At 61.1% G+C, this 19,545-nt stretch carries 18 protein-coding genes; 7 read left to right on the top strand and 11 right to left on the bottom strand.

Features of this window, described 5'->3' with window-relative positions; translation table 11 throughout:
- Positions 1-26: 26 nt before the first annotated feature.
- The 4 genes from AC559A_RS03440 to AC559A_RS03425 form a co-directional block, all read right to left on the bottom strand.
- Entirely contained in the window at positions 27-1,190 is a 1,164-nt protein-coding gene (locus tag AC559A_RS03440) for an ABC transporter substrate-binding protein (RefSeq protein ID WP_498816251.1), read from the bottom strand.
- Between the two features lie 180 nt (positions 1,191-1,370).
- Positions 1,371-2,108 (bottom strand): acetolactate decarboxylase, encoded by a 738-nt coding sequence (budA, locus tag AC559A_RS03435; RefSeq protein WP_028572463.1) that lies wholly within the window; start codon positions 2,106-2,108, stop codon positions 1,371-1,373.
- A 65-nt stretch (positions 2,109-2,173) separates the two neighbouring features.
- On the bottom strand, positions 2,174-3,145 hold the full coding sequence (locus AC559A_RS03430; protein WP_028572464.1) for a UDP-glucuronic acid decarboxylase family protein: 972 nt from the start codon (positions 3,143-3,145) through the stop codon (positions 2,174-2,176).
- Between the two features lie 53 nt (positions 3,146-3,198).
- Positions 3,199-3,873, bottom strand: coding sequence for a TMEM165/GDT1 family protein (locus AC559A_RS03425; protein WP_211239050.1), 675 nt, complete (start codon positions 3,871-3,873; stop codon positions 3,199-3,201).
- Between the two features lie 210 nt (positions 3,874-4,083).
- Between AC559A_RS03425 and AC559A_RS03420 the strand changes: the two genes are divergently transcribed.
- Together AC559A_RS03420 and AC559A_RS03415 are read left to right on the top strand one after the other, a co-directional pair.
- Positions 4,084-4,359 carry an AbrB/MazE/SpoVT family DNA-binding domain-containing protein gene (locus AC559A_RS03420; RefSeq protein ID WP_028573522.1) on the top strand — a complete coding sequence of 92 codons (276 nt, stop codon included), beginning with the start codon at positions 4,084-4,086 and terminating at the stop codon, positions 4,357-4,359.
- The gene (locus tag AC559A_RS03415; RefSeq protein WP_498816250.1) at positions 4,343-4,672 is read left to right on the top strand and encodes a type II toxin-antitoxin system PemK/MazF family toxin; all 330 of its coding nucleotides are present in this window, start codon (positions 4,343-4,345) and stop codon (positions 4,670-4,672) included. The genes AC559A_RS03420 and AC559A_RS03415 overlap by 17 nt, the downstream gene beginning before the upstream one ends.
- A 78-nt stretch (positions 4,673-4,750) precedes the next feature.
- On the opposite strand, the gene AC559A_RS03410 is transcribed toward AC559A_RS03415, so the two are convergent.
- Positions 4,751-5,383 (bottom strand): peroxiredoxin, encoded by a 633-nt coding sequence (locus tag AC559A_RS03410; RefSeq protein ID WP_051434604.1) that lies wholly within the window; start codon positions 5,381-5,383, stop codon positions 4,751-4,753.
- A gap of 320 nt (positions 5,384-5,703) precedes the next feature.
- Here AC559A_RS03410 and AC559A_RS03405 point away from each other — a divergent pair, with 320 nt between their 5' ends.
- On the top strand, positions 5,704-6,876 hold the full coding sequence (locus tag AC559A_RS03405) for a glucokinase (protein ID WP_498816249.1): 1,173 nt from the start codon (positions 5,704-5,706) through the stop codon (positions 6,874-6,876).
- Here AC559A_RS03405 and AC559A_RS03400 read toward each other — a convergent pair whose 3' ends face one another.
- The 6 genes from AC559A_RS03400 to ald form a co-directional block, all read right to left on the bottom strand.
- Positions 6,877-7,305 carry a thioredoxin family protein gene (locus AC559A_RS03400; protein ID WP_051434606.1) on the bottom strand — a complete coding sequence of 143 codons (429 nt, stop codon included), beginning with the start codon at positions 7,303-7,305 and terminating at the stop codon, positions 6,877-6,879. It lies immediately after the preceding gene.
- 62 nt (positions 7,306-7,367) lie between these two features.
- Positions 7,368-8,750: a sigma-54-dependent transcriptional regulator gene (locus tag AC559A_RS03395; protein ID WP_498816247.1), complete on the bottom strand. Its 1,383-nt coding sequence runs from the start codon at positions 8,748-8,750 to the stop codon at positions 7,368-7,370.
- 39 nt (positions 8,751-8,789) lie between these two features.
- Positions 8,790-9,932 carry a tetratricopeptide repeat protein gene (locus AC559A_RS03390; protein WP_498816245.1) on the bottom strand — a complete coding sequence of 381 codons (1,143 nt, stop codon included), beginning with the start codon at positions 9,930-9,932 and terminating at the stop codon, positions 8,790-8,792.
- Between the two features lie 302 nt (positions 9,933-10,234).
- Positions 10,235-10,882: an outer membrane lipoprotein periplasmic chaperone LolA gene (gene lolA, locus AC559A_RS03385; protein WP_498816244.1), complete on the bottom strand. Its 648-nt coding sequence runs from the start codon at positions 10,880-10,882 to the stop codon at positions 10,235-10,237.
- A gap of 46 nt (positions 10,883-10,928) precedes the next feature.
- Positions 10,929-11,492: a bifunctional pyr operon transcriptional regulator/uracil phosphoribosyltransferase PyrR gene (gene pyrR, locus AC559A_RS03380; RefSeq protein WP_498816243.1), complete on the bottom strand. Its 564-nt coding sequence runs from the start codon at positions 11,490-11,492 to the stop codon at positions 10,929-10,931.
- 230 nt (positions 11,493-11,722) lie between these two features.
- Positions 11,723-12,820, bottom strand: coding sequence for an alanine dehydrogenase (ald, locus tag AC559A_RS03375; RefSeq protein WP_498816241.1), 1,098 nt, complete (start codon positions 12,818-12,820; stop codon positions 11,723-11,725).
- A 261-nt stretch (positions 12,821-13,081) separates the two neighbouring features.
- On the opposite strand from ald, the gene AC559A_RS03370 reads away from it, so the two are divergent.
- The 4 genes from AC559A_RS03370 (at position 13,082) to AC559A_RS03355 (ending at position 19,541) form a co-directional block, all read left to right on the top strand.
- The gene (locus AC559A_RS03370) at positions 13,082-15,667 is read left to right on the top strand and encodes a heavy metal translocating P-type ATPase (protein WP_498816240.1); all 2,586 of its coding nucleotides are present in this window, start codon (positions 13,082-13,084) and stop codon (positions 15,665-15,667) included.
- A gap of 88 nt (positions 15,668-15,755) precedes the next feature.
- Positions 15,756-16,064 (top strand): IscA/HesB family protein, encoded by a 309-nt coding sequence (locus AC559A_RS03365; protein WP_084032023.1) that lies wholly within the window; start codon positions 15,756-15,758, stop codon positions 16,062-16,064.
- Between the two features lie 355 nt (positions 16,065-16,419).
- Positions 16,420-16,779: a hypothetical protein gene (locus AC559A_RS03360; protein ID WP_035261724.1), complete on the top strand. Its 360-nt coding sequence runs from the start codon at positions 16,420-16,422 to the stop codon at positions 16,777-16,779.
- A 92-nt stretch (positions 16,780-16,871) separates the two neighbouring features.
- Complete coding sequence (locus tag AC559A_RS03355; RefSeq protein WP_498816237.1) at positions 16,872-19,541, top strand: TIGR03960 family B12-binding radical SAM protein; 2,670 nt, start codon at positions 16,872-16,874, stop codon at positions 19,539-19,541.
- Positions 19,542-19,545: the final 4 nt, after the last annotated feature.

Below are 19,545 nucleotides of genomic sequence, written 5' to 3'. Positions count from 1 at the left end.
CACGTTGTCGGTGGTCGTTGGCGGGTCTACTCCCCGCCCACCGGCTCGATCTGGTCGTAGACCTCGTCCGCGGCTGCCAGGATGTCGAAGGGCGGGTCAAAGCCGATCATTTCCGCCGTTCGCAGATTGATGGCGATCTTGGGTGGGGCGTTCCAGCGTTGCGGCAGGTCACGGGGCTTGGCGCCATTGAAGATCTTGGCCACTGTTTCGGCATGAAATCGACCGACATACGCGAAACCGGCCTGGGCAATACTCAGCAGAGCGCCGTGCCTGACAAACTCCGAACCGGCCATGGCGAACGTGGCCACGTTGTGCTCCAGGAGCGGGGGAAGCAGGCTGGGCAGGTTGGGCAGTCCCTCGCCCCGGTGAACCGTGATGTACAGGGCCTCCACCTGGGGAGCCAACTCTTCGTAGCAGGCCCGAACTTCCGCGGAGGCCTGTTCCAAGGTGACGTCATTGTTTCTGGCGAAACAGTGGTGCAAGGAGAAGCCGCGCTCTTTGGCCACCAATTCGGCCTCGTCCAGGGCCGCGAAGGTCCGGCCTTCCACGCTGTCCTCGTAGACCAGCCCCATGCTGGTAAAGCCGATGATGTCGTGGAACAGCCGCAACTGCCGGGCGTAGCGTTCCGGTTCGACCTTGGCGTGGAGATGATCAAAGCCGGAATCGTCCATGCTCTGGATGATCCCAGAGGCCAGGGGGTTACTGGTGGAGGCGACCACCGTGGCCGTGGTGTGCTGGTCATTGGCCAGATCCAGTCCGGCCCAGGTGCCCAAGGCCAGGATCAAGTCCAGATCCTTGTCCCGTTCCAACCGTCCGAGCAACTCGGCCTTGGTGGCTTGACGCAAATCAACATTGAACTCAGAGGTATAAAAAGCGTCCTTGACGAATTCCAGGTAATCGGACTGGATGTTGTCCGCCACCCACTCCCAGGTCCGCCGATGATCCGGATCGTACTCCGTCGGCAACGACGCGGCCTTGATCCAGCCCAGATCCATCAGCCCAGCGACGATCCTCAGAAAAATCACCTCATAATCCGGAAAGGCTCCTCCCTCCAGATAACCGATCCGCCACTTTTGCCCGTTATTGTCCCGAGGCGCGGTGTCCGCGTCCTGGGCCCAAGACGCGGACGTCGCGAACGTTAAAAGGCAGATCATGCCGATGCAAACAAGAATTCTCCAAACTCGTCGCATATTCCTACCTCCGGATGCGTAGAGGTGAAGGGGAAAACAGAGGGATGGCCGAATTGCCAGCCCTTGTCGCGTCAATCCGTCATCGAAATCGCTATCGAGATCGAAATCGTTTTCTGACAAGCTTTCGATTTCGATTTCGATAGCGATTTCGATCCGGAAAGCGTCAGAGTGTCTTTGTCATCAACCCTGCTCGGTTTCCGCCTGGTGCAAGGCCTGGGTGGTGTCCCGGCTCAGGTCCGCGGTCAGGTAGTCCAGGGTCACGGGCAGGTCCATGCGCAGGCTGCGCAGGATCTGAATCCCGATACGGGCGCGCACGGCCCGGCATTGGAGGAGGTGCCCGCCGCGCTGGCGGTCCTCGGAAATGAAGTGCAGGTGCACTCCGGGCACGCTCAGGGAGGACATGAACCTCGGAGTGAAGAATCCGGCCAGAGTTCCGGAGAGATTGCTCATCTCAAAGGTGGGTTGATCCCTGGTCGCCTCGGTCAGGGGCCGATACTGGTCCTGCTTGGGCACGGACCGGGTGCGCACGAACTCGAAATCTCCGTCCACCCGCAGGGCGTACATCATGTTCGGAGAAGGAAACTCGTTTTCCAGCAGGGCCAACAGGGTCTCCAGATCCGTGAAGCCGGAGTCGATCTCCTCAAAGGTCAGTTCCCGGAAAAAACAGACGCAGGCAAAGGGCGTCAAGACGTCGTCCCCAGGCCTGTGCACCCGACCGTCTCCGGTGATCTGGAACGCCGAGCCGCCCAAGAGGACGAGTTCCCCGTCCAGATCGTTGAACGTCCCCAGCCCGAAATCTCCATGTTCCCTGAGCTGGCCCAGGGTGGTGTTCTGGCGGTAGATCCCTTCCACCAGGGCGTTCACCGGAGCGGAAAGGTACAGGGTGTCCCGTTCCGGTTCTCGAGAGTGTTCCGTCATGCTGACCTCCAGCGAGTCGTCGTCCGTCTATCCCGATTCGTCTAGCCCCGATCCGTCTAACCCGTCTAGCCAAGGATGCCCGCCGGACCGAATTTCTTGATCAGATGCTCGAAGAAGTCCACGGTCTTGACCAATCCGTCCTCGAGCTTGACCCGTGGTTCCCAACCCAGCCGCTGCTTGGCCAGGCTGATGTCCGGCCTACGACGTTCCGGGTCGTCTTTGGGCAGCGGCTTGTACACGATCTCCGACGCGGACCCGGTCATGGCCACCACTTTCTCGGCCAGTTCCTTGATGGTGAATTCCCCGGGATTGCCCAGATTGACCGGGCCGGTGAATTCGTCCGGAGAGTCCATCAGCCTTAGAAATCCGTCGATCAGATCCTCCACGTAACAGAATGACCGAGTCTGCGAGCCGTCGCCGTAAATGGTGATGGGCCTGCCCAACAGGGCCTGGACGATGAAGTTGGAGACCACCCGACCGTCGTTGGGATGCATCCTCGGCCCGTACGTGTTGAAGATCCGGGCTACCTTGATCCGCAGCTTGTGCTGGCGGTGGTAATCGAAAAACAGGGTCTCGGCGCAGCGCTTGCCTTCGTCGTAACAGGAACGGGGCCCGGTGGGATTGACGTTGCCCCAGTAACTCTCCGGCTGCGGGTGCACGGTGGGATTGCCGTAGACCTCGGAGGTGGAAGCCTGCATGATTTTGGCCCGGGTCCGCTTGGCCAGCCCGAGCATGTTGATGGCTCCATGGACCGATGTCTTCGTCGTTTGCACCGGATCGTGCTGGTAATGGATGGGAGACGCCGGGCAGGCCAGGTTGTAGATTTCATCCACTTCCACGAACAGCGGAAAAGTCACGTCATGGCGCATGATCTCGAAGTGCTTGTTGTCCAGCAAATGCTCCACGTTCATCCGGGACCCGGTGAAATAGTTGTCCAGGCACAGCACCATGCAACCGCGCTCCAGCAACCGTTCACACAGCCACGATCCCAAAAAACCCGCCCCACCGGTAACCAGAACACGTTTGTGAATATGCATCGAATCGTCCCTCTCCTGAAGTAAAATTGAGCGGCCACGGCCTTCCGTAGGTGCTACGAAATCGCTTGCCAAGTCTGAAAGGCCGCGAAGAGCGCCAAGATGATGAAAAATATCCCGCTGACGCGGTGCAGCAGTTTCATGGGAATGCGTTGCAGCACGGTGCAACCGGCCCAGATCCCCAGGGCGGAGGTGAGGATCAAGGCCGTCGTGGCTCCGGCCCAAACGGCCAGGGGAATACTCGTACTGCTCAAACCGACCACGGCCAACTGCGTCTTGTCGCCGAACTCGGCCACGAAGATCAGGGCAAAAGTGGCCAGGAAAATGCCGTGCCCGCTTGGCGGACTCGCGCATTCCCGGTCAGGCTCCTCCTCGGCCCGCATGCTCTGGATGCCGAAGACCAGAAACAACACCGCCACAATGGCATAGACCATCACCTCCGGAATCCAATTGGCCAGGGCCGCTCCGAAAACCACCGCCAGGGTGTTCAAGACCACAAAGGCCAATGCACTGCCGACCATCACCGGAAAAGCCCGGTGCCGGGCGGCCATGACCATACAGACCAACTGGCTCTTGTCGCCGATCTCCGCGGCGAAGATCAACAAAAAACTGGTTCCCGAGGCAATCAGAAAGTCGATCCCGCCAACGCCCAGCCCCGTGGCGGCCAAAACCGCAAGAACGTGCTCCATGGCTTCCTTGTTTATGACCAAGACCGTCGGCACGCGCCCCATTTGAAACATCCACGCCGACCAGATCATTCCCCGCGTTTCCGCGTCACCTCTAGCAGGGTGCACGGATGAAGGGCAAGCCGTCGGAGATGGTGTCGTGGGGATCACGACCGTTCCAATTGACACGACCGAAATATAGTAATTACAGTAATTATATTTCTATTGAAATGAAGCGGAACAGCATCTCGAACACGGCACAAAGGAGCACAACGCATGGAGCATCACGCCCGCTCACACCCCATCAAGCTCGTTCCCATCGGCAACTCGAAAGGCGTCAGGATACCGAGCAAACTCATCAAGAAATACGGTTTTCTAAGTACCCTCGTGCTGGAGGAAACCGAAAAAGGATTGCTCTTACGCGGAGAAAGGGACGGCAAGCTTAGTTGGGAGGACACATTCCAGACCATGGCCGAAGAAAAGGAGTCTTGGGACGATTTCGAGGCCACACTGCTGGACGGGTTGGAAAATGGCGATGACGACAATTTCTAGATACGAAATTTACCTTGCCGACCTCAACCCGACCATCGGAGGAGAGATCAAAAAGGTCCGCCCGGTGGTCATCGTCAGCCGGGACGAAATGAACCGACACCTGGAAACCGTGGTCGTCTGCCCACTGACCACGCGCCTGCATCCTCGCTGGCGCTCTCGCCTTCAGGTCGAATGCGCGGGGAAAAGCTCCGAAATCGCCGTGGATCAAATTCGAACCATCAGCAGGCAGCGGCTGATCCGGAAAATCGACCAGATCTCCGACGCCCAGGCAGCCCAACTGCGCACCCTGATCACGGAAATGTACGCCGAGTGACCCACGTAAAAAAAGAACGGGTCAACGTCACAAGGACGCCGACCCGTTCAATGGCCATTCCAGGGAAGGGATGACCGTCTATTCATTCAAGGATTCGTACACCTTGCCCACCAGCTTTTCCGACGGCGTCAGGGTCTTTTCGCCCTTGGTCCATTTCGCGGGGCAGGCTTCCGCCGGATGGTCCAGGAGGTAGATGTTGGCCTCCATCTTCCGCAGCAGCTCGTCCGAGTTCCGCCCCACGTTGTAGAAATTGATCTCCGAAGAGACCAAAACCCCTTCCGGATTGATGATGAACGTCCCACGCAGATCCAACCCGGTATGGCAGTCGTAGACCCCGAAATAGCGGGACACCGCGCCGTTGGGGTCCGCGGCCATGATGTACTTCACCTTCTCCAGCAGCTTCTCGCTGTTCCTCCAGGCCAAGTGTGAGAACTTGGTGTCCGTGGACACGGCGACCACCTCGCAACCCATCTGCTCCAGGGCCGCGTATTTGTCCGCCAAGTCGGCCAATTCCGTGGGGCAGACAAAGGTGAAGTCCGCCGGGTAGAAAAAGAGCACTACCCATTTTCCGGCCTTGTTCAGTTCCTTCAAGCTTACGGTCCCGAAAGACCCCTCTTTCGGGTCGTAGGTTTCCATGGTGAAATTGCAAACCTTCTTTCCAATTTTCACATGTTCCACCGGTTCATGATGCGGTTTGACGTCACATCCCATAACAAGTTCCTCCCTTGGTTGAGTAGGTTGAATGTCGCAACTGGCAGACACGAGTTCTTTATTAAGAGGAATGATTCACATTGTCAAGAATAAAATTTGACTCAACCGAGACGTTCCCGCGCCACAAATTGCCGTCATCGCGTCCCGCGGGGAAAAACGGCCTTCCTTGCAGGCTGATAACGCCTCTCCGCCTCGCCCAACCGAAGGCCCTGGCTCTCGGAATCAGCCGCTTTTTGGTTGCCGTTATCCCAGGCGTGGTGCTATTGGTAGCCGTTCCGATCTACAACGTCTCGCCCAGATTGATTCACAAGGGAGGAAACATGTCCGAAACAGGAAAGAGCAAGGGCCATTACGCGGGGCTTTTTGGGGATCAAAGCTCCCGATGTTGCGCCGTGGTGTTTGGTGAATCGGAGCAAACACCTCCAACCCCCCTGTATCTGGCAGCGGACATCGGAGGGACCACCAGTCGGTTCGCGCTGTTTGAGGATCTCGGCGGCACCATGCGGCTCCGCAGCGTGGAGCGGATTCCCACCTCTGAGGCAGAATCATTCAATGATCTATTGCGATTGCTCAAGGACGGCCCCCTGGGGCCGGAGTTGTCGCACTGTCGGGCCGGGGCTCTGGCCGTGGCCGGAGCGGTGCAAGGCGGGATCCAGGCCGACCCGCCGAACATCCCCTGGGCCATCGACGTCCGCTCCACGAACCTGTCCGGCCTCCCGGACACACTGATCCTGCTCAACGATTTCGCGGCCCAGGCTTATGCCTGCAAGACCGCGGCCCTGGATGAGGCCGTCACGATCAACGCCGGTCGGCGGAATGAACGGGGCATGGTGGGAGTGATCGGCGCGGGGACCGGGCTGGGCCATGGGATGCTGGCCCCGTTGCCTGAGCAGGGCTTGGGGGACTTTCCTGGGAGGAGCTTTCTGGCATGGCCTTCGGAGGCGGGACACGCCGCTTTCGCGTTCGTGAACCGAGAGGAGGCGGCCTTCGAAGACTTCGTGCGCCGCGAACTGGGGCTGGAGTATGTTTATGGGGATGTGGTCGTTTCCGGCCAAGGCTTGGCCTTGCTGCACCGCTTCCACTTCGGCCAGGACCTCAGGCCGGAGCAGGCTGCCGCCGCCATGGACGAAACATCGCCCGTGATGAGCTGGTTTGCCCGGTTCTACGGCCGGGCCTGCCGCCACTTTGCCCTGAATATTCTGGCCACCGGCGGAATCGTGGTCACCGGCGGGGTGGCGGCCAAAAATCCCGGCCTGATGCGACACCCGGAGTTTTTTCGCGAATTCACGGACAACCCCAACTACCGGGCTCTGCTCCAGGACATCCCGGTCGTCCTGAATACCAACCAGGACAGCGGACTGTGGGGCGCGGCCCTGGCAGCCAAGCTCGCGGCCCGGAGGCGGCCGATACCCTCAGCGACGCCGCCTGAACCGCACGGCAATCACGAGACAGGGAGAACGTGCGCTGAAGGGCGGCTCGTCGCCGACGGATGATCAGCCCGTCAAGCCAAGGCTCGAAAATCGGGACAGGATGTCCGCCTTGGACATATAGCCCTCGTAACGCAGAACCTCCCGTCCGTCCTGGTCAAAAAAGATCAGGGTCGGCAGGACGCGGATGGTCCCGAAGGAGCGCCCGATGTCCGGACGAAGGCCCACGTCGAAGGTGTAGATGCGAAACGCTTCGCCGTGCCCTCTCTCCAACTCCGCCAAGATGGGGATCATCCGTTTGCAGTGAATGCAGTTTTCGGTTTTCAGGTTCACCAGTCGCGGCAATTCTCCCGGCACCCCGGGCAGGGCCGGGGCCGGATCGATTTCCGGTCCGGTCAATTGGGACTGGGTGGTGGTGTAGTGTTGGATCAGCCCCACGGAAGCGAACAGGGCCATGAGGATGACGATGATTCCGGCTTTGCTGTAGGAGGTCATAATGTAAAGGTATGAGGGTTGGGGGTGAAACGGGTTCGGTTGCCGTTCTGCGCCAAAGGTCTTCAGTCCGCTGTCTTGAGGCCGAGACCACGGAGCTTTTTGTACAGATAGGTGCGCTCCATGCCGATGGTTTCCGCCAGCCGGGTGACGCTGCCGTTGCAGCTGTTCAGCTTATCCTCCAGAAACTTGGCCTCGAACTGGGCCCGGGCCGCCTTGAAGTCCACCGGCCAGTCGTCGTCCGGGTCAAAAGGTCCGCGACCGTTGCCCGCGCCGTGGTCCGTGACCAGCATCTCCGGCGGCAGCATCTCCGGCAGGATGGTTTGTCCGGGATACATAATGCACATCCGCTCCAGAAAATTCTTCAACTCGCGGACATTGCCCGGCCAGGGGTAACGTTGCAGTGCGGCCATGGTCTCCGGGGGAAAGCGCAGGGCTTTGAAACCCTGGGTCCGGATCAGGCCGCCCATGAAATCGGCCAGGAGCAGCGGAATGTCCGCGACCCGCGCCCGCAGGGGCGGGACATACAGCGGAAACACCTTCAGCCGGTAGTAGAGATCCTCCCGAAACCGTCCGGCGCGAATCTCCTCGGGCAGGTTCTTGTTCGTGGCCGCGATCACCCGGACATCCACCTGGATGGTCTTCCGCCCTCCGACCCGTTCAAAACGCTGCTCCTGCAGGATGCGCAGAATCTTGGCCTGGGTCTTCAGGCTCATGTCCCCGATTTCGTCCAGAAACAAGGTGCCGCCGTGGGCCAACTCGAACTTGCCCACCTGAGCCCGGTCCGCGCTGGTGAAGGCGCCTTTTTCATGACCGAACAGCTCACTTTCGATCAATTCCTCGGGAATGGCCGCGCAGTTCACCTCCACCAGGAGCTTGTTCACCCTGTGACTGAGCTGATGCAGGGACCGGGCTACGATTTCCTTGCCGGTGCCGTTCTCGCCGGTGATCAGCACCCAGGCCTCGGTGGGCGCGACCTGACGAACCTGCTGCTGCAACTGCTGGACCCGGGGCGTCTCCCCGGTCAATTCCTGGACCCGAGTGTCCCGGATCTGGCTGCGCAGAACCATGTTTTCCTGGCGCAGTTCCTTGAATTCCACGGCCTTGGCCGTGGTCACCAGGACCTTTTCCAGGGAGAGCGGCTTTTCGATGAAGTCGAAAGCGCCTTTCTTGATGGCCATGACCGCGGTTTCAATATTGCCGTGGCCCGAGATCATGATCATCGGCAGATGCGGCAACGCCCCGTGAACCCGATCCAGCACCTCCAGGCCGTCCATGCCCGGCAACCAGATGTCCAGAAAGCACAGATCCGGGTCGGCTTCGGCAAGCACCTCCAGACCTTGTTCCCCGCTGGCCGCCTCCCGGACCTCGTGGCCCTCGTCCTCCAGGATGCCCCGCAACGTGGTGCGAATGTCCTCTTCGTCGTCAACTATGACGATCTGGGCCATGGCCGTCCTCACGGGGTAAAAGGAAAATCGGAAGAACCATCACGGACAGTAGCCTTCCTTACGGGCAAAATCCAGGGTCGTGCAGCGGCCCAACGCGCAGGCCGCGCGCAGATCGTCGCATCCTTGGGCCAGTTGACCGAGTTGCAGAAGGACCACCCCGCGGTTGTTCAGGGCCCCGTAATTGTCCGGTTCCAGGCGGATCACCCGGGTGTAATCGTCGATGGCCTGGGAATACTGCTCCAATTCCTGGTGCGCCAGGCCGCGTCCCAAAAGGGCCTGGGGATGATCGGGCTCCCGGCTCAAGGTCTGGGTAAAGTCGGCCACGGCCCGTTGATGATCCGCGGCCAAAGCGTACAACGAGGCTCGGTGAAAGTGAATCAGCGCATCTCCAGGGGCCAAGCGTAAGGCAGTGTTGAAATCGTCCAGGGCGGAACGCAGATCGCCCTGAGCGCCGGAGGTCAGCCCTCGCTCCATGTAGGCCGGAGCGGTGGGCTCAAGGCGAATGGCCCGCGTCAAATCGGTCAAAGCCGGGTCCAGCCGCCCCAGTTCCCGCAAACTCTTCCCTCGCCCAAACAGGGCTTCGGCGGACTCCGGCGCCAACGACGCGGCCACGTCGAAATCGGCCAGGGCCTGTTGGTGATTGTCCCGTTCCAGATACAGCCGCCCCCGGTACAGGCGGCCTTCCAGATGGTTCGGGGAGGCCCGCAACAACCGGCTCAGCTCCTCCAGAGCGCGGTTGAGGTCTCCGGCTTCCAGACGGGCCCGAGCCAGTCCGAACAAAGCCCCTTCATTCTCCGGAGCCAATTGGACCGCCTGCTCGTAATCAGCCGTGGACCTGGCCCAATTGCCCATCCGGGCGTAGGCTTCTCCGCGCAGCTTCAGGACCGTGGGATCGCCCGGGGCCAAGCGCAGGGCTTGGTCCAAGTCCACGATGGCCCGTGGGAAGGATCGATTGGACATGTGCCGCTGAGCCCGGGCGATGTACAGCGCGGCGTTATGCGGATCATCGCTGATGGCCTGGTCCAATTCGTCCAGGGTCATGTTTGCGGCCGCGTCCGGAATGGCCGTGAAGGCCCGGTCCACGACCGGCGGAGCCAGCAGAAAAAGGCAGGCTGCCAGGACAAGAAAGAGGGAACGAAAAGGAGGGCGAAAAAAGAGTAGCGAAGATGTACCTTGATGCATGGAAAAACTCAGGAGCGTTTCCGAGGGTTCGACAAAAGAAGAACTTGCCGTAGCAGAAGGAAAAATGCAAACCCGGGCCACGGTGTGGTTCACGGTGCCGAATTGTTTGGTTGACATTGTTTCGATCACCCGGATTGAAGGTGATGGGTGCCGTAGGGGCGCACCTGTGTGTGCGCCCCTTGTGGGTTGAGGCGACGTCTCGAATGGGCGAAATTCACACGATTGAGCGGCAAAACGTTGCAAACGAAACCATCAAACCAGCGGGATCGGCCATCCGCAAGGGCGGACACACAGGTCCGCCCCTACCGCACCAGAACCCCTTTCGGCGGCGTGAAATCGAACAGCGTGGGCTCCAAGTCCGGATCGAGACGCAGGTTGTGCAAGGTAACCTGGTTGATATTGCCGTAAAAATCCACGGCCAGGACCTGCTGCAACAAGAACGTTTCCGGATCGACCCGGATCGTGGCCTCCACCAGGCTGGGCTCCGGAACACGGGGCCGGAGACGGATCACCGTGGCGGCTGTATCCTCGGCCAGGTCCACCTCGGTCAGAAAATCGTCGTCCAGCCGGGCCTGCCCGGAGAGAATCTTCAGCACCGTGGCTGAACCGAGCACGTCCTCCACGGCGTAGCGATACGCGATTTCCTCGTCCTCGAAATAGTTCCAGACCACTTCGGAACCGACGATGAGCAGTTCCGGTTCAGGACTGACGGTTTCCCAGCGGATCAGCCCGGGATACCGAAAATACAGGACTCCTCGACGCTCCTCGCTCTCCCGGCTGGCGGCCACCGTCAGTTCCTGAGTAAACTCGGCCTGGAACGACTGGATGGATTCATACCGGCGCTGAATTTTTTCAACGATCCCCTCCTCCGCCAGGGCCGTGCCCGCCGCACCCCAAAAAATGGCCGCCAGTCCGACAATCCCTACGAAAGCTCGAAAAAAATGGCCCATGACTCTCTCCCCTGATGTCGACTTCCGCTCCGAGCTCGGAGCGTTATCACTTCATCTCGCTCAAAAAAACCACGTCCTCTCCATCCTGCTCCTTGACGTACACGTCCACCTGTTCCTGCTGGGAGGTGTTCACCTTTTTCCCGACATAGTCCGCATGGATGGGCAGTTCCCGGTGACCGCGGTCCACCAGGACCAGCAGTTCCACTCGTTTCGGACGTCCATAGTCCAAAATGGCTTCCAGAGCCGCGCGAATGGTTCGCCCCGTGAACAGGACATCGTCCACCAGGATGATTTCCCGGTCGTCCACGGGAAACGGGATCCAGGTTTTGTGAATCTGCGGCTGGCCGTCCAGATTGGTCCAGTCGTCGCGGTACAGATTGATGTCCAGACTGCCAAAGGGAATTTCCCGCCCAAAGCGCTGCTCCAGGACGGATTTCAGCCGCTTGGCCAGCTCCACCCCGCGGCGTTGAATCCCGACCAGGGCCAGGTTCGCGCCCTCGCCGTGCCGTTCGATGACCTCGTAGGCCAATCGTTCCATGGTCCTTCGGATTTCCTCGGCGTGCAGCAGGGTCTTTTTATCCGTCTGCGCGCCTCCAGCCGGTGTCATCATGAGGAGTCTCCTTCATCGTCCGTCTCACCAAGCCAACTGACGGCTTTTATCCGTATTCAGCTTAGGGAGTTGTCTGATCCCAATTTACCATTTTTGCCCTGCCCGAGCTTTCTGCTCCGCGAGAGTGGGAGGAGGCATGTAAAATGGTGGGACAGGCATCTTGCCTGTCCGTGCAGGCAGGATGCCTGCACCACCCTATTCACAAACGCTCATTCAGTAACAGCCATCCCTTAAAATTCCGCCCATTCATACTCGCAGGCCTCAGCCACGGCCTTGTAGACCACCTTTCCGCGGACCACGTTCAAACCCTGACGCAGGGCCGGGTCTTCCTGGCAGGCTCGGGGCCACCCCTTGTCCGCCAATTGCAGGGCGTAGCGCAGGGTCGCGTTGGTCAGGGATTCCGAGGCTGTCCGGGAATACGCCCCGGGCATGTTGGCCACGCAGTAAAGATTGACGCCGTTGCCCACTCGAAAGCAAGGATTGTCGTGGGTGGTGGGCCGGGACAGTTCCGTGGATCCGCCCTGGTCGATGGCGATGTCCATGATCACCGAGCCGGGCTTCATGGCCTCGATGATTTGCCTGGTGATCAGCTTGGGCGCGGAGGCTCCGGGAATGAGCACGCAGCTGATGACCACGTCCGCCTTGACCACCTGGTCTTCGATATTCAGGGCGTTGGAGAACAGGGTTTTGATTTTCTGGTCCAGATGGTGGTACAGTCGATAAATTTTGGCCATGTCCACGTCCAGGACCAGCACGTCAGCTCCCAGCCCCACGGCCATCTGAGCCGCGCCCGCGCCGGAGATGCCCGCGCCGATGATCACCACCCGGGCCGGCAACGTGCCGGTAACTCCGCCCAGAAACACGCCGCCGCCGCCGTTATAGTGGCAAAGCATTTCCGTGGCTTTGGTCACGGACATCCGCCCGGCGATCTCGGACATGGGCGCCAGCAGCGGCAGGCTTTTGTCCGGCAACTGCACGGTTTCATAGGCAATAGCCACGCAACCGGACCGGACCAGGGCGTCGGTTAAGGTCTTGTTCGCGGCCAAATGCAGATAGGTGAACAAAGTCAGGTCTTCGCGCAGGTACCTGTATTCCTGGCTGAGCGGCTCCTTGACCTTGATCACCAGTTCCTGGCTCCAGGCCTCTTCCGCGGTTCCCATCCGCGCCCCTTGGGAGACGTAGACGTCGTCCAGGGCCCCGCAGCCGTCTCCGGCCCCGGATTCCACGACCACCTCATGCCCGTGCTCCACCAGGGCCTTGATCCCGGAGGGAAACAACCCCACGCGGCGCTCCTGCGCCTTGATCTCCTTCGGTACTCCGATCCGCATATGGTTTCTCCTTGCAAGATGGCGTCCAAATGTATCGACGATCAGTACGCATCGAAATCGGTCTTGGGCGAAAAATTTTCAATGCATGATCAGGGTGAGCTTTTTTCGATGTCGATTTCGATAGCGATTTCGATTGATTCCATGGTCGTTGTGAAAAGCCGGTTCACAACAGCGGAGAAAAATCGTACCGTACAAACCAAGCGACCGCGAGTTTTCGTGTCCCGCCCCACGCCCCCCTCTACCATCAAACCCGGAAGCGCCATGAACACTCCTCAGTCCAATGTCCATGCCCGGCACCCTAGTCAGCCCGAAGCCCGCCGCAAATCCGAATACGTCGTCCAGGGCATGACCTGCGCGGCCTGTGTGCGCCGCGTGGAAAATGCCGCTTCCGGGGTGGCAGGGGTCCGTTCCGTCTCCGTGAACCTGGCCACCGAAACCATGTCCGTGGAGTGGGACCCGAACGCTTCACGTTCCGAGGACCGTGAGGGTCGCCTGCTTCAGACCGTCCGGGATGCGGGATACGACCTGCGCGCTGACCCCGAGACCGACGCGTCCGCCGACCTTTCGGGCGGTCAGGTGGAGCTGGGCATTCGGGGCATGACCTGCGCGGCCTGCGTGCGTCGCGTGGAGCAGGCCATTGCCGGATTGGAAGGCGTGGATTCGGCCGAGGTCAATCTCGCATCTGAAACGGCTCAGGTACGCTTCCAACCCGAAAAGGTCAATCTTCCGGCCATTCTGGAGGCCGTCCGTGACGCGGGGTACGAGGCCTTTACCCAAGACTCCGGGCAGGGAGGGCCGCGGGAATCGCTGATGGACGCGCAACGCCGGGAAATGCTCAAGCGGCTGGCAACCCTGCGTTCCAAGCTGATCCTGGCCATGGCCTTCGCCGTCCCGATCTTCATCATTTCCATGGGTGAAATGGTCGGCCTGCCCATGCCGGGGTTGCTCAGCCCGCACCACTCCCCGCTGACCTTCGCCTTGGCCCAGTTTCTGCTCACCCTGCCCGTGGTCTGGGCCGGTCGGGAATTTTACCTGCGCGGCTTTCCCAACCTCTGGAAGCGGGCCCCGAACATGGATTCCCTGATCGCCGTGGGCACCGGCGCGGCGGTGGTCTACAGCACCTGGAACCTTCTGGAGATCGCCCTGGGACACGAACCCATGGCCAGGGCCATGGACCTGTACTTCGAATCCGCGGCCGTGATCATCGCCCTGGTCACGCTGGGCAAGTACCTGGAAAATCGCTCCAAGGTGCGCACCTCGGATGCCATCCGGCAACTCATGGCCCTCACGCCGAGCACGGCCACCCGAGTTCGTGACGGCCGGCGGGAAAGCATCCCCGTGGAACGGATCCAGCCCCAGGACCTGCTCCTGGTCAAACCCGGGGAGCGTATTCCCGTGGACGGCAAGCTCACCGAGGGCCAGACCAGCGTGGACGAGTCCATGCTCACCGGGGAAAGCTTGCCCGTGTCCAAAAAGGAGGGCGATCCGCTGATCGGCGGCACCCTGAACGCCCACGGCTCCATCTACATGGTCGCCGAGCGAGTCGGCCGGGACACGGTCCTGGCCAGGATCATCCGATTGGTCCAGGAAGCCCAGGGCTCCAAGGCCCCCATCGCCAGCATGGTGGACCGCCTCAGCCTGTACTTCGTGCCCATCGTGATCTGCGTGGCCGTGCTCTCCGGCCTGGGCTGGTATTTTTTGGCCGGGGAAGCCTTCACCTTCGCCCTGCGAATCTTCATCGCGGTGCTGGTCATCGCCTGTCCCTGCGCCATGGGGCTGGCCACGCCCACGGCGATCATGGTCGGTACCGGACGCGGAGCCCAGCTCGGCGTGCTGATCAAGGGCGGGGAAGCTCTGGAAATGGCCCGCGGCGTAAAGACCGTGGTCCTGGACAAGACCGGCACTCTGACCGAAGGCCGCCCGGCAGTGACCGACATCCTCATCCTGTCCGGCCAGGCCCTGTCTGAAAACGAGCTGCTGCGTCTGGCCGCCGGAGCTGAAGCCCGCTCCGAACACCCCCTGGCCGCGGCTATTGTCCAGTCGGCCCGTGAACGCGGCCTGGAAGAGCCTCGGGCCGATGACTTCGCCTATATTCCCGGACAGGGTATCCGGGCCCGGGTGGAAGGCCGTGTTGTGCTCCTGGGCAACAGTCGGCTCCTGGAGACCGACCAGGTTCAAGGTTGGGACTCCGCACAACTTCGGGAGATGCGCGACAAGCTGTCCGGTCAGGGCAAGACGCCCCTGCTCATGGCCGTGGACGGTGTCGCGGCCGGAATTCTGGCCGTGGCCGACCGGATCAAGCCCGAGGCCGGGGAAGTGGTCGCCAAGCTGAAGGGCATGGGCCTGCGGGTGGTCATGCTCACCGGCGACAACCTACGCACAGCCCAGGCCGTGGCGGCCCAGGCCGGAATCGACGACGTCCGGGCCGAGGTCCTGCCGGAGAACAAGGCTGAAACCGTGGCTGAACTCCAAGCACAGGGGATCAAGGTGGCCATGGTCGGTGACGGAATCAACGACGCTCCGGCCCTGGCCAAGGCCGATCTGGGCGTCGCCATGGGCACGGGCATCGACGTGGCCATGGAATCCGGGGACATGGTCCTGATGAGCGGCAATCTGCACGGCCTGACCACCGCCCTGACCCTCAGCCGGGCCGTTGTCCGGAACATCAAGCAGAACCTGTTCTGGGCCTTCGCCTACAACGTCATGGGCATCCCCATCGCCGCCGGCCTGCTCTACGCCTTCGGCGGCCCGACCCTCAGCCCGATGATCGCCGGAGCGGCCATGGCCATGAGTTCGGTTTCCGTGGTCACCAACGCCCTGCGTCTGCGTCTTTTTCAGCCGTCCTGATCCCTGCCGGGACCCTTGGAATTTGACAAAACGTGTTCACGTATTTAATTATGGTGGACTTGACGAACTATTTCACTTGGAGGTTACAATGTTTGAATTGACACCGTCCGCGAAGCAGCAGCTGGACAGCTATTTTCAGGGCAAGGACAGCTCGCCCATCCGCGTGTACATGGCCCCCGGCTGAGGCGGTCCGAAACTTGCTCTTGCTCTGGATGAGCAGAGGGATTCCGACAGTGTGCACGCGATCGAAGGCTACACTTTTGTCGTCGATCAAGATTTGATCAAGAATGCCGGCGGCATCAAGGTCGACATGACCCCTTACGGGTTCGCCGTCAGCTCGACCGTGAGCATGGGCGGCGGAGGCGGAGGCTGCTCAGGTAGTTGTTCTTCCTGCTAGCAGTGCCTTCGGCCCGCGAGGCCCTGGCAACGACTCACGACAACGCGGGTGGAGCCGTTCGGCTCTACCCGCGTTCCCTTTTTCATTCTCCAGCGTATAGGCGTCTTCATCGAAATCGAAATCGCGATCGCGATCGCGATCGAAATCGAAACCTCATCCATGAAGATGACGTCATCACAGGGTGATGAACAGTATTTTCCAATTCCGATTTCGATTCCGATTTCGATCGCGATTTGGATTTTGATAAGAACGAATCCCCCCCTGTTGATCTTCCGCCCTTCCTTGACAGCGGCGTATCCAGTCCATAGGTTATTTTGTTTTTTACATCTTTATTTCACGGAAAGGAGAGCAATTCATGGCTTACGATATCCGATTGGTGAAGCTGATCACCGGCGACCTGGCCCTTGGCAAGTGGGAGGAAAGCGAACACAAAATCAAGGACATCGCCGTCATCCAGACCATGCCCACCCAGAGCGGCGGCGTCCAGATGATGCTCCTGCCCTTCGGCTACCCCTTTGAGAACGAGATCACCGGCGAAATTTCCATGGACCACATCATTTACGTCTACAAGACCTTCCCGGACGAGCTGAAAACCAAATACATGGAAGCCAGCAGCAACCTGACCCTGTCCTCTCCCGGGGACCTGCAACGCCTGAAGAACATGGGCGGTCCCGGTGGAGCTCCCGGCGGGAAAGGCATCTCCCTGATCAAATAGCGTCCCTTCCGGCTTCGGACCCCTTCTTCGACAAAGGGCGGCGGTGCTCCCCATATCCCGCCGCCCTTTGTTCGTTCTATGAGACCCACCCCATGCGTGACCTGCTCCCCCTGCTTCCCCGCCCCAGCCAGTACCTGGGCACCGAGCCCAATGCCGTGCACAAGGACCCTTCCCGCGTGCAAGTGCGCGCGGCCCTGGCCTTTCCGGACCTGTACGAGGTGGGCATGTCCTACCTGGGCGGGCGCATCCTTTACCATGCGGTGAACGCTCATCCGGAGTTCTGGGCCGAACGGGCCTTTGCCCCGCCTCTGGAAGCGGCCCAAATCCTGCGAGACTCGGGAACGCCTTTGAGCACCCTGGAATCCGGCACCCCCCTGCGGGACATGGACGTCCTCGCCTTCAGCCTGACCCACGAGTTATGCTATACCAACGTTCTGTACATGCTGGACCTGGCGGGCATCCCGTTTCGCTCCCAGGACCGGGACGAGAGTCATCCCCTGATCCTCGGCGGCGGCGGAGTGGTTTTCAACGCCGAACCCATGGCTCCGTTTTTCGACCTGTTCCTGGCCGGGGACGGGGAAGAGGCCCTGCCGGAAATCCTGGCTCTGGTCGACCGTTGTAAGACCCAAAGCCTCTCCAGGGCCGAATTTCTTCAGGCGGCCCGGGAGATCACCGGCTGCTACGTGCCGTCGTTTTTTACCGTCGACGAGTCCGACGGCCCCACCGGACACGCCGCAAGCTTCTCAGCTGCGCTCCGCCCCCGTTACGCCAACTACGCCCAGGTGGAGAAACGCATCCTGCCGGACCTGAGCGCCGCGGACTTTCCCACGAACCAGGTTGTTCCCTTCGGGCCGGTGGTCCATGACCGTCTGAGCATCGAGATCGCCCGGGGCTGCACCCGGGGCTGTCGATTCTGCCAGGCCGGGATGATTTATCGTCCGGTCCGGGAACGCCGCCTGGACGAGTTGGACAGGATCATCCAGCAGGCCCTTGGACGGACCGGGTTCGACGAGCTCTCCTTTCTCTCCCTGAGCACCGGGGACTTTTCCTGCCTGGACGCCCTGTTTCAGCGCAGCCATGCCCGGTGCCGGGATCGGCAGGTCTCGGTCTCCCTGCCCTCGCTCCGGGTGGGCTCGGTCAGCGGCCAGGTCATGGACATGATCGCCGGGATCCGCCGCACCGGCATCACCCTGGCCCCGGAAGCCGGAAGCCAGCGCCTGCGGGACGTGATCAACAAAAACATCACCGAACAGGCCCTGCTGGACCATACCCGCGAACTCTTCGCCCGGGGCTGGTCCGCGGTGAAGCTCTACTTCATGATCGGCCTGCCCACGGAAACGGACGAAGATTTGCGGGCCATCGTGGACCTCTGCCTGAAAGTGGCGGCCACGGCCGGGGAGCGGGCCAAGCGCTTGCAAATCACGGCCTCCATCTCTCCCTTCGTGCCCAAGCCCCAGACCCCGTTCCAGTGGGAGGAGCAGATGTCCTTCGAGGAAACCCGGCGGCGTCTGAATCGGCTCAGGGACCTCTTTCGGCCGCACAAGCGGCTGGTGATGCGCTGGCATATGCCGGAAATGAGTTACCTGGAGGGCGTCTTTTCCCGCGGGGACCGAGCTCTGGCGAACGTGGTGGAACGGGCTTTCGCCAAGGGCGCGCTCTTTTCCAGTTGGGCCGATTCCCTGAGCCTGGAGTCCTGGCTGGAGGCCATGCGGGAATGCGGCCTGGACCCGGACTGGTATCTGCGGGCCAGAGACCCGGAGCAGCCGCTGCCCTGGGACCACGTTTCCAGCGGTATCCGCCGCTCCTTTTTGCTGCGGGAGCGCCGCCTGGCCCTGGAGGGCCGAACCACGCCGGACTGCCGCAACGGCAAATGCCTGGGCTGCGGCGTCTGCACCACGACCAAGGTCAAGACCGCGCTGCGCCGCCAGACCGGCCTGGACATTCGGCCTCGGGTGAATCAGGACGAGCACGCCGACAGCTTGGCCCCGTGGCTGGGGAATGGAAAGGATGGGAGAGATGGGACGGATGCGGAGGACGGCCGGAGCCGGTTGGTTCCGGCCCGGCAGCCCGAGGAGGACGTGGACCGGACACCAGAGCAAGTCCCTGAAGACCTGGGGGCCAAAGCCAACGCCCTGCGCATCGCCTACCGCAAGCTCGGCCCGGCGGTGTATTTCAGTCAACTGGAACTGACCCGGCTTTTCGAGCGCTGCATGCGCCGGGCCGGGGTGGCCATGAGCTTCTCTCAGGGCTTCCATCCCATGCCCCGGATGTCCTTTGGCCGGGCTCTGCCCGTGGGCGTGGGCAGTGTTCGCGAGGAAATGGTCGTGGTGCTGCGCGCGCCCATGACCGCCGCCGAACTGTGCGCCCGGCTGGCTCCGGAAGTGCCCAAGGGGCTGGAGATTCGCGGCGTGGAGGACGCCCCGCTCAAGGGGCGGGCCGATCAACCGGCTTTTGAGGAATACCTGCTCCACCTCCTGGGCCGCGAATCATCCTCAAGGGCTGAAGCAACGGCCATATGGCGGTCGTTCCTCTCCGCTGACCAGTTCCCCTTTGCCAAGAAGACCAAGCGCGGCTCACGAGAAATCAACCTCCGAGCCCTGTTCCGGTCCATTCGCTTCCTGGGCGAAAACCGTCTCCGGCTGCTCTTCGACTTCCGGGAAGACTACCTCAACCCCTGGGCCGCCATCACCGCCGTGACCCCGGAACTCTCCTTCCAGACCGCCCGACTGACCAAGATCCGGGGGTTGACCGTCGAGCCTTGAAAAA

This window comes from Desulfonatronum zhilinae, assembly GCF_900182865.1.
GTDB lineage: Bacteria > Desulfobacterota > Desulfovibrionia > Desulfovibrionales > Desulfonatronaceae > Desulfonatronum > Desulfonatronum lacustre.
Note: the sequence above shows the minus strand (reverse complement) of the source record. Positions and strands in the feature narration are given on the sequence as shown.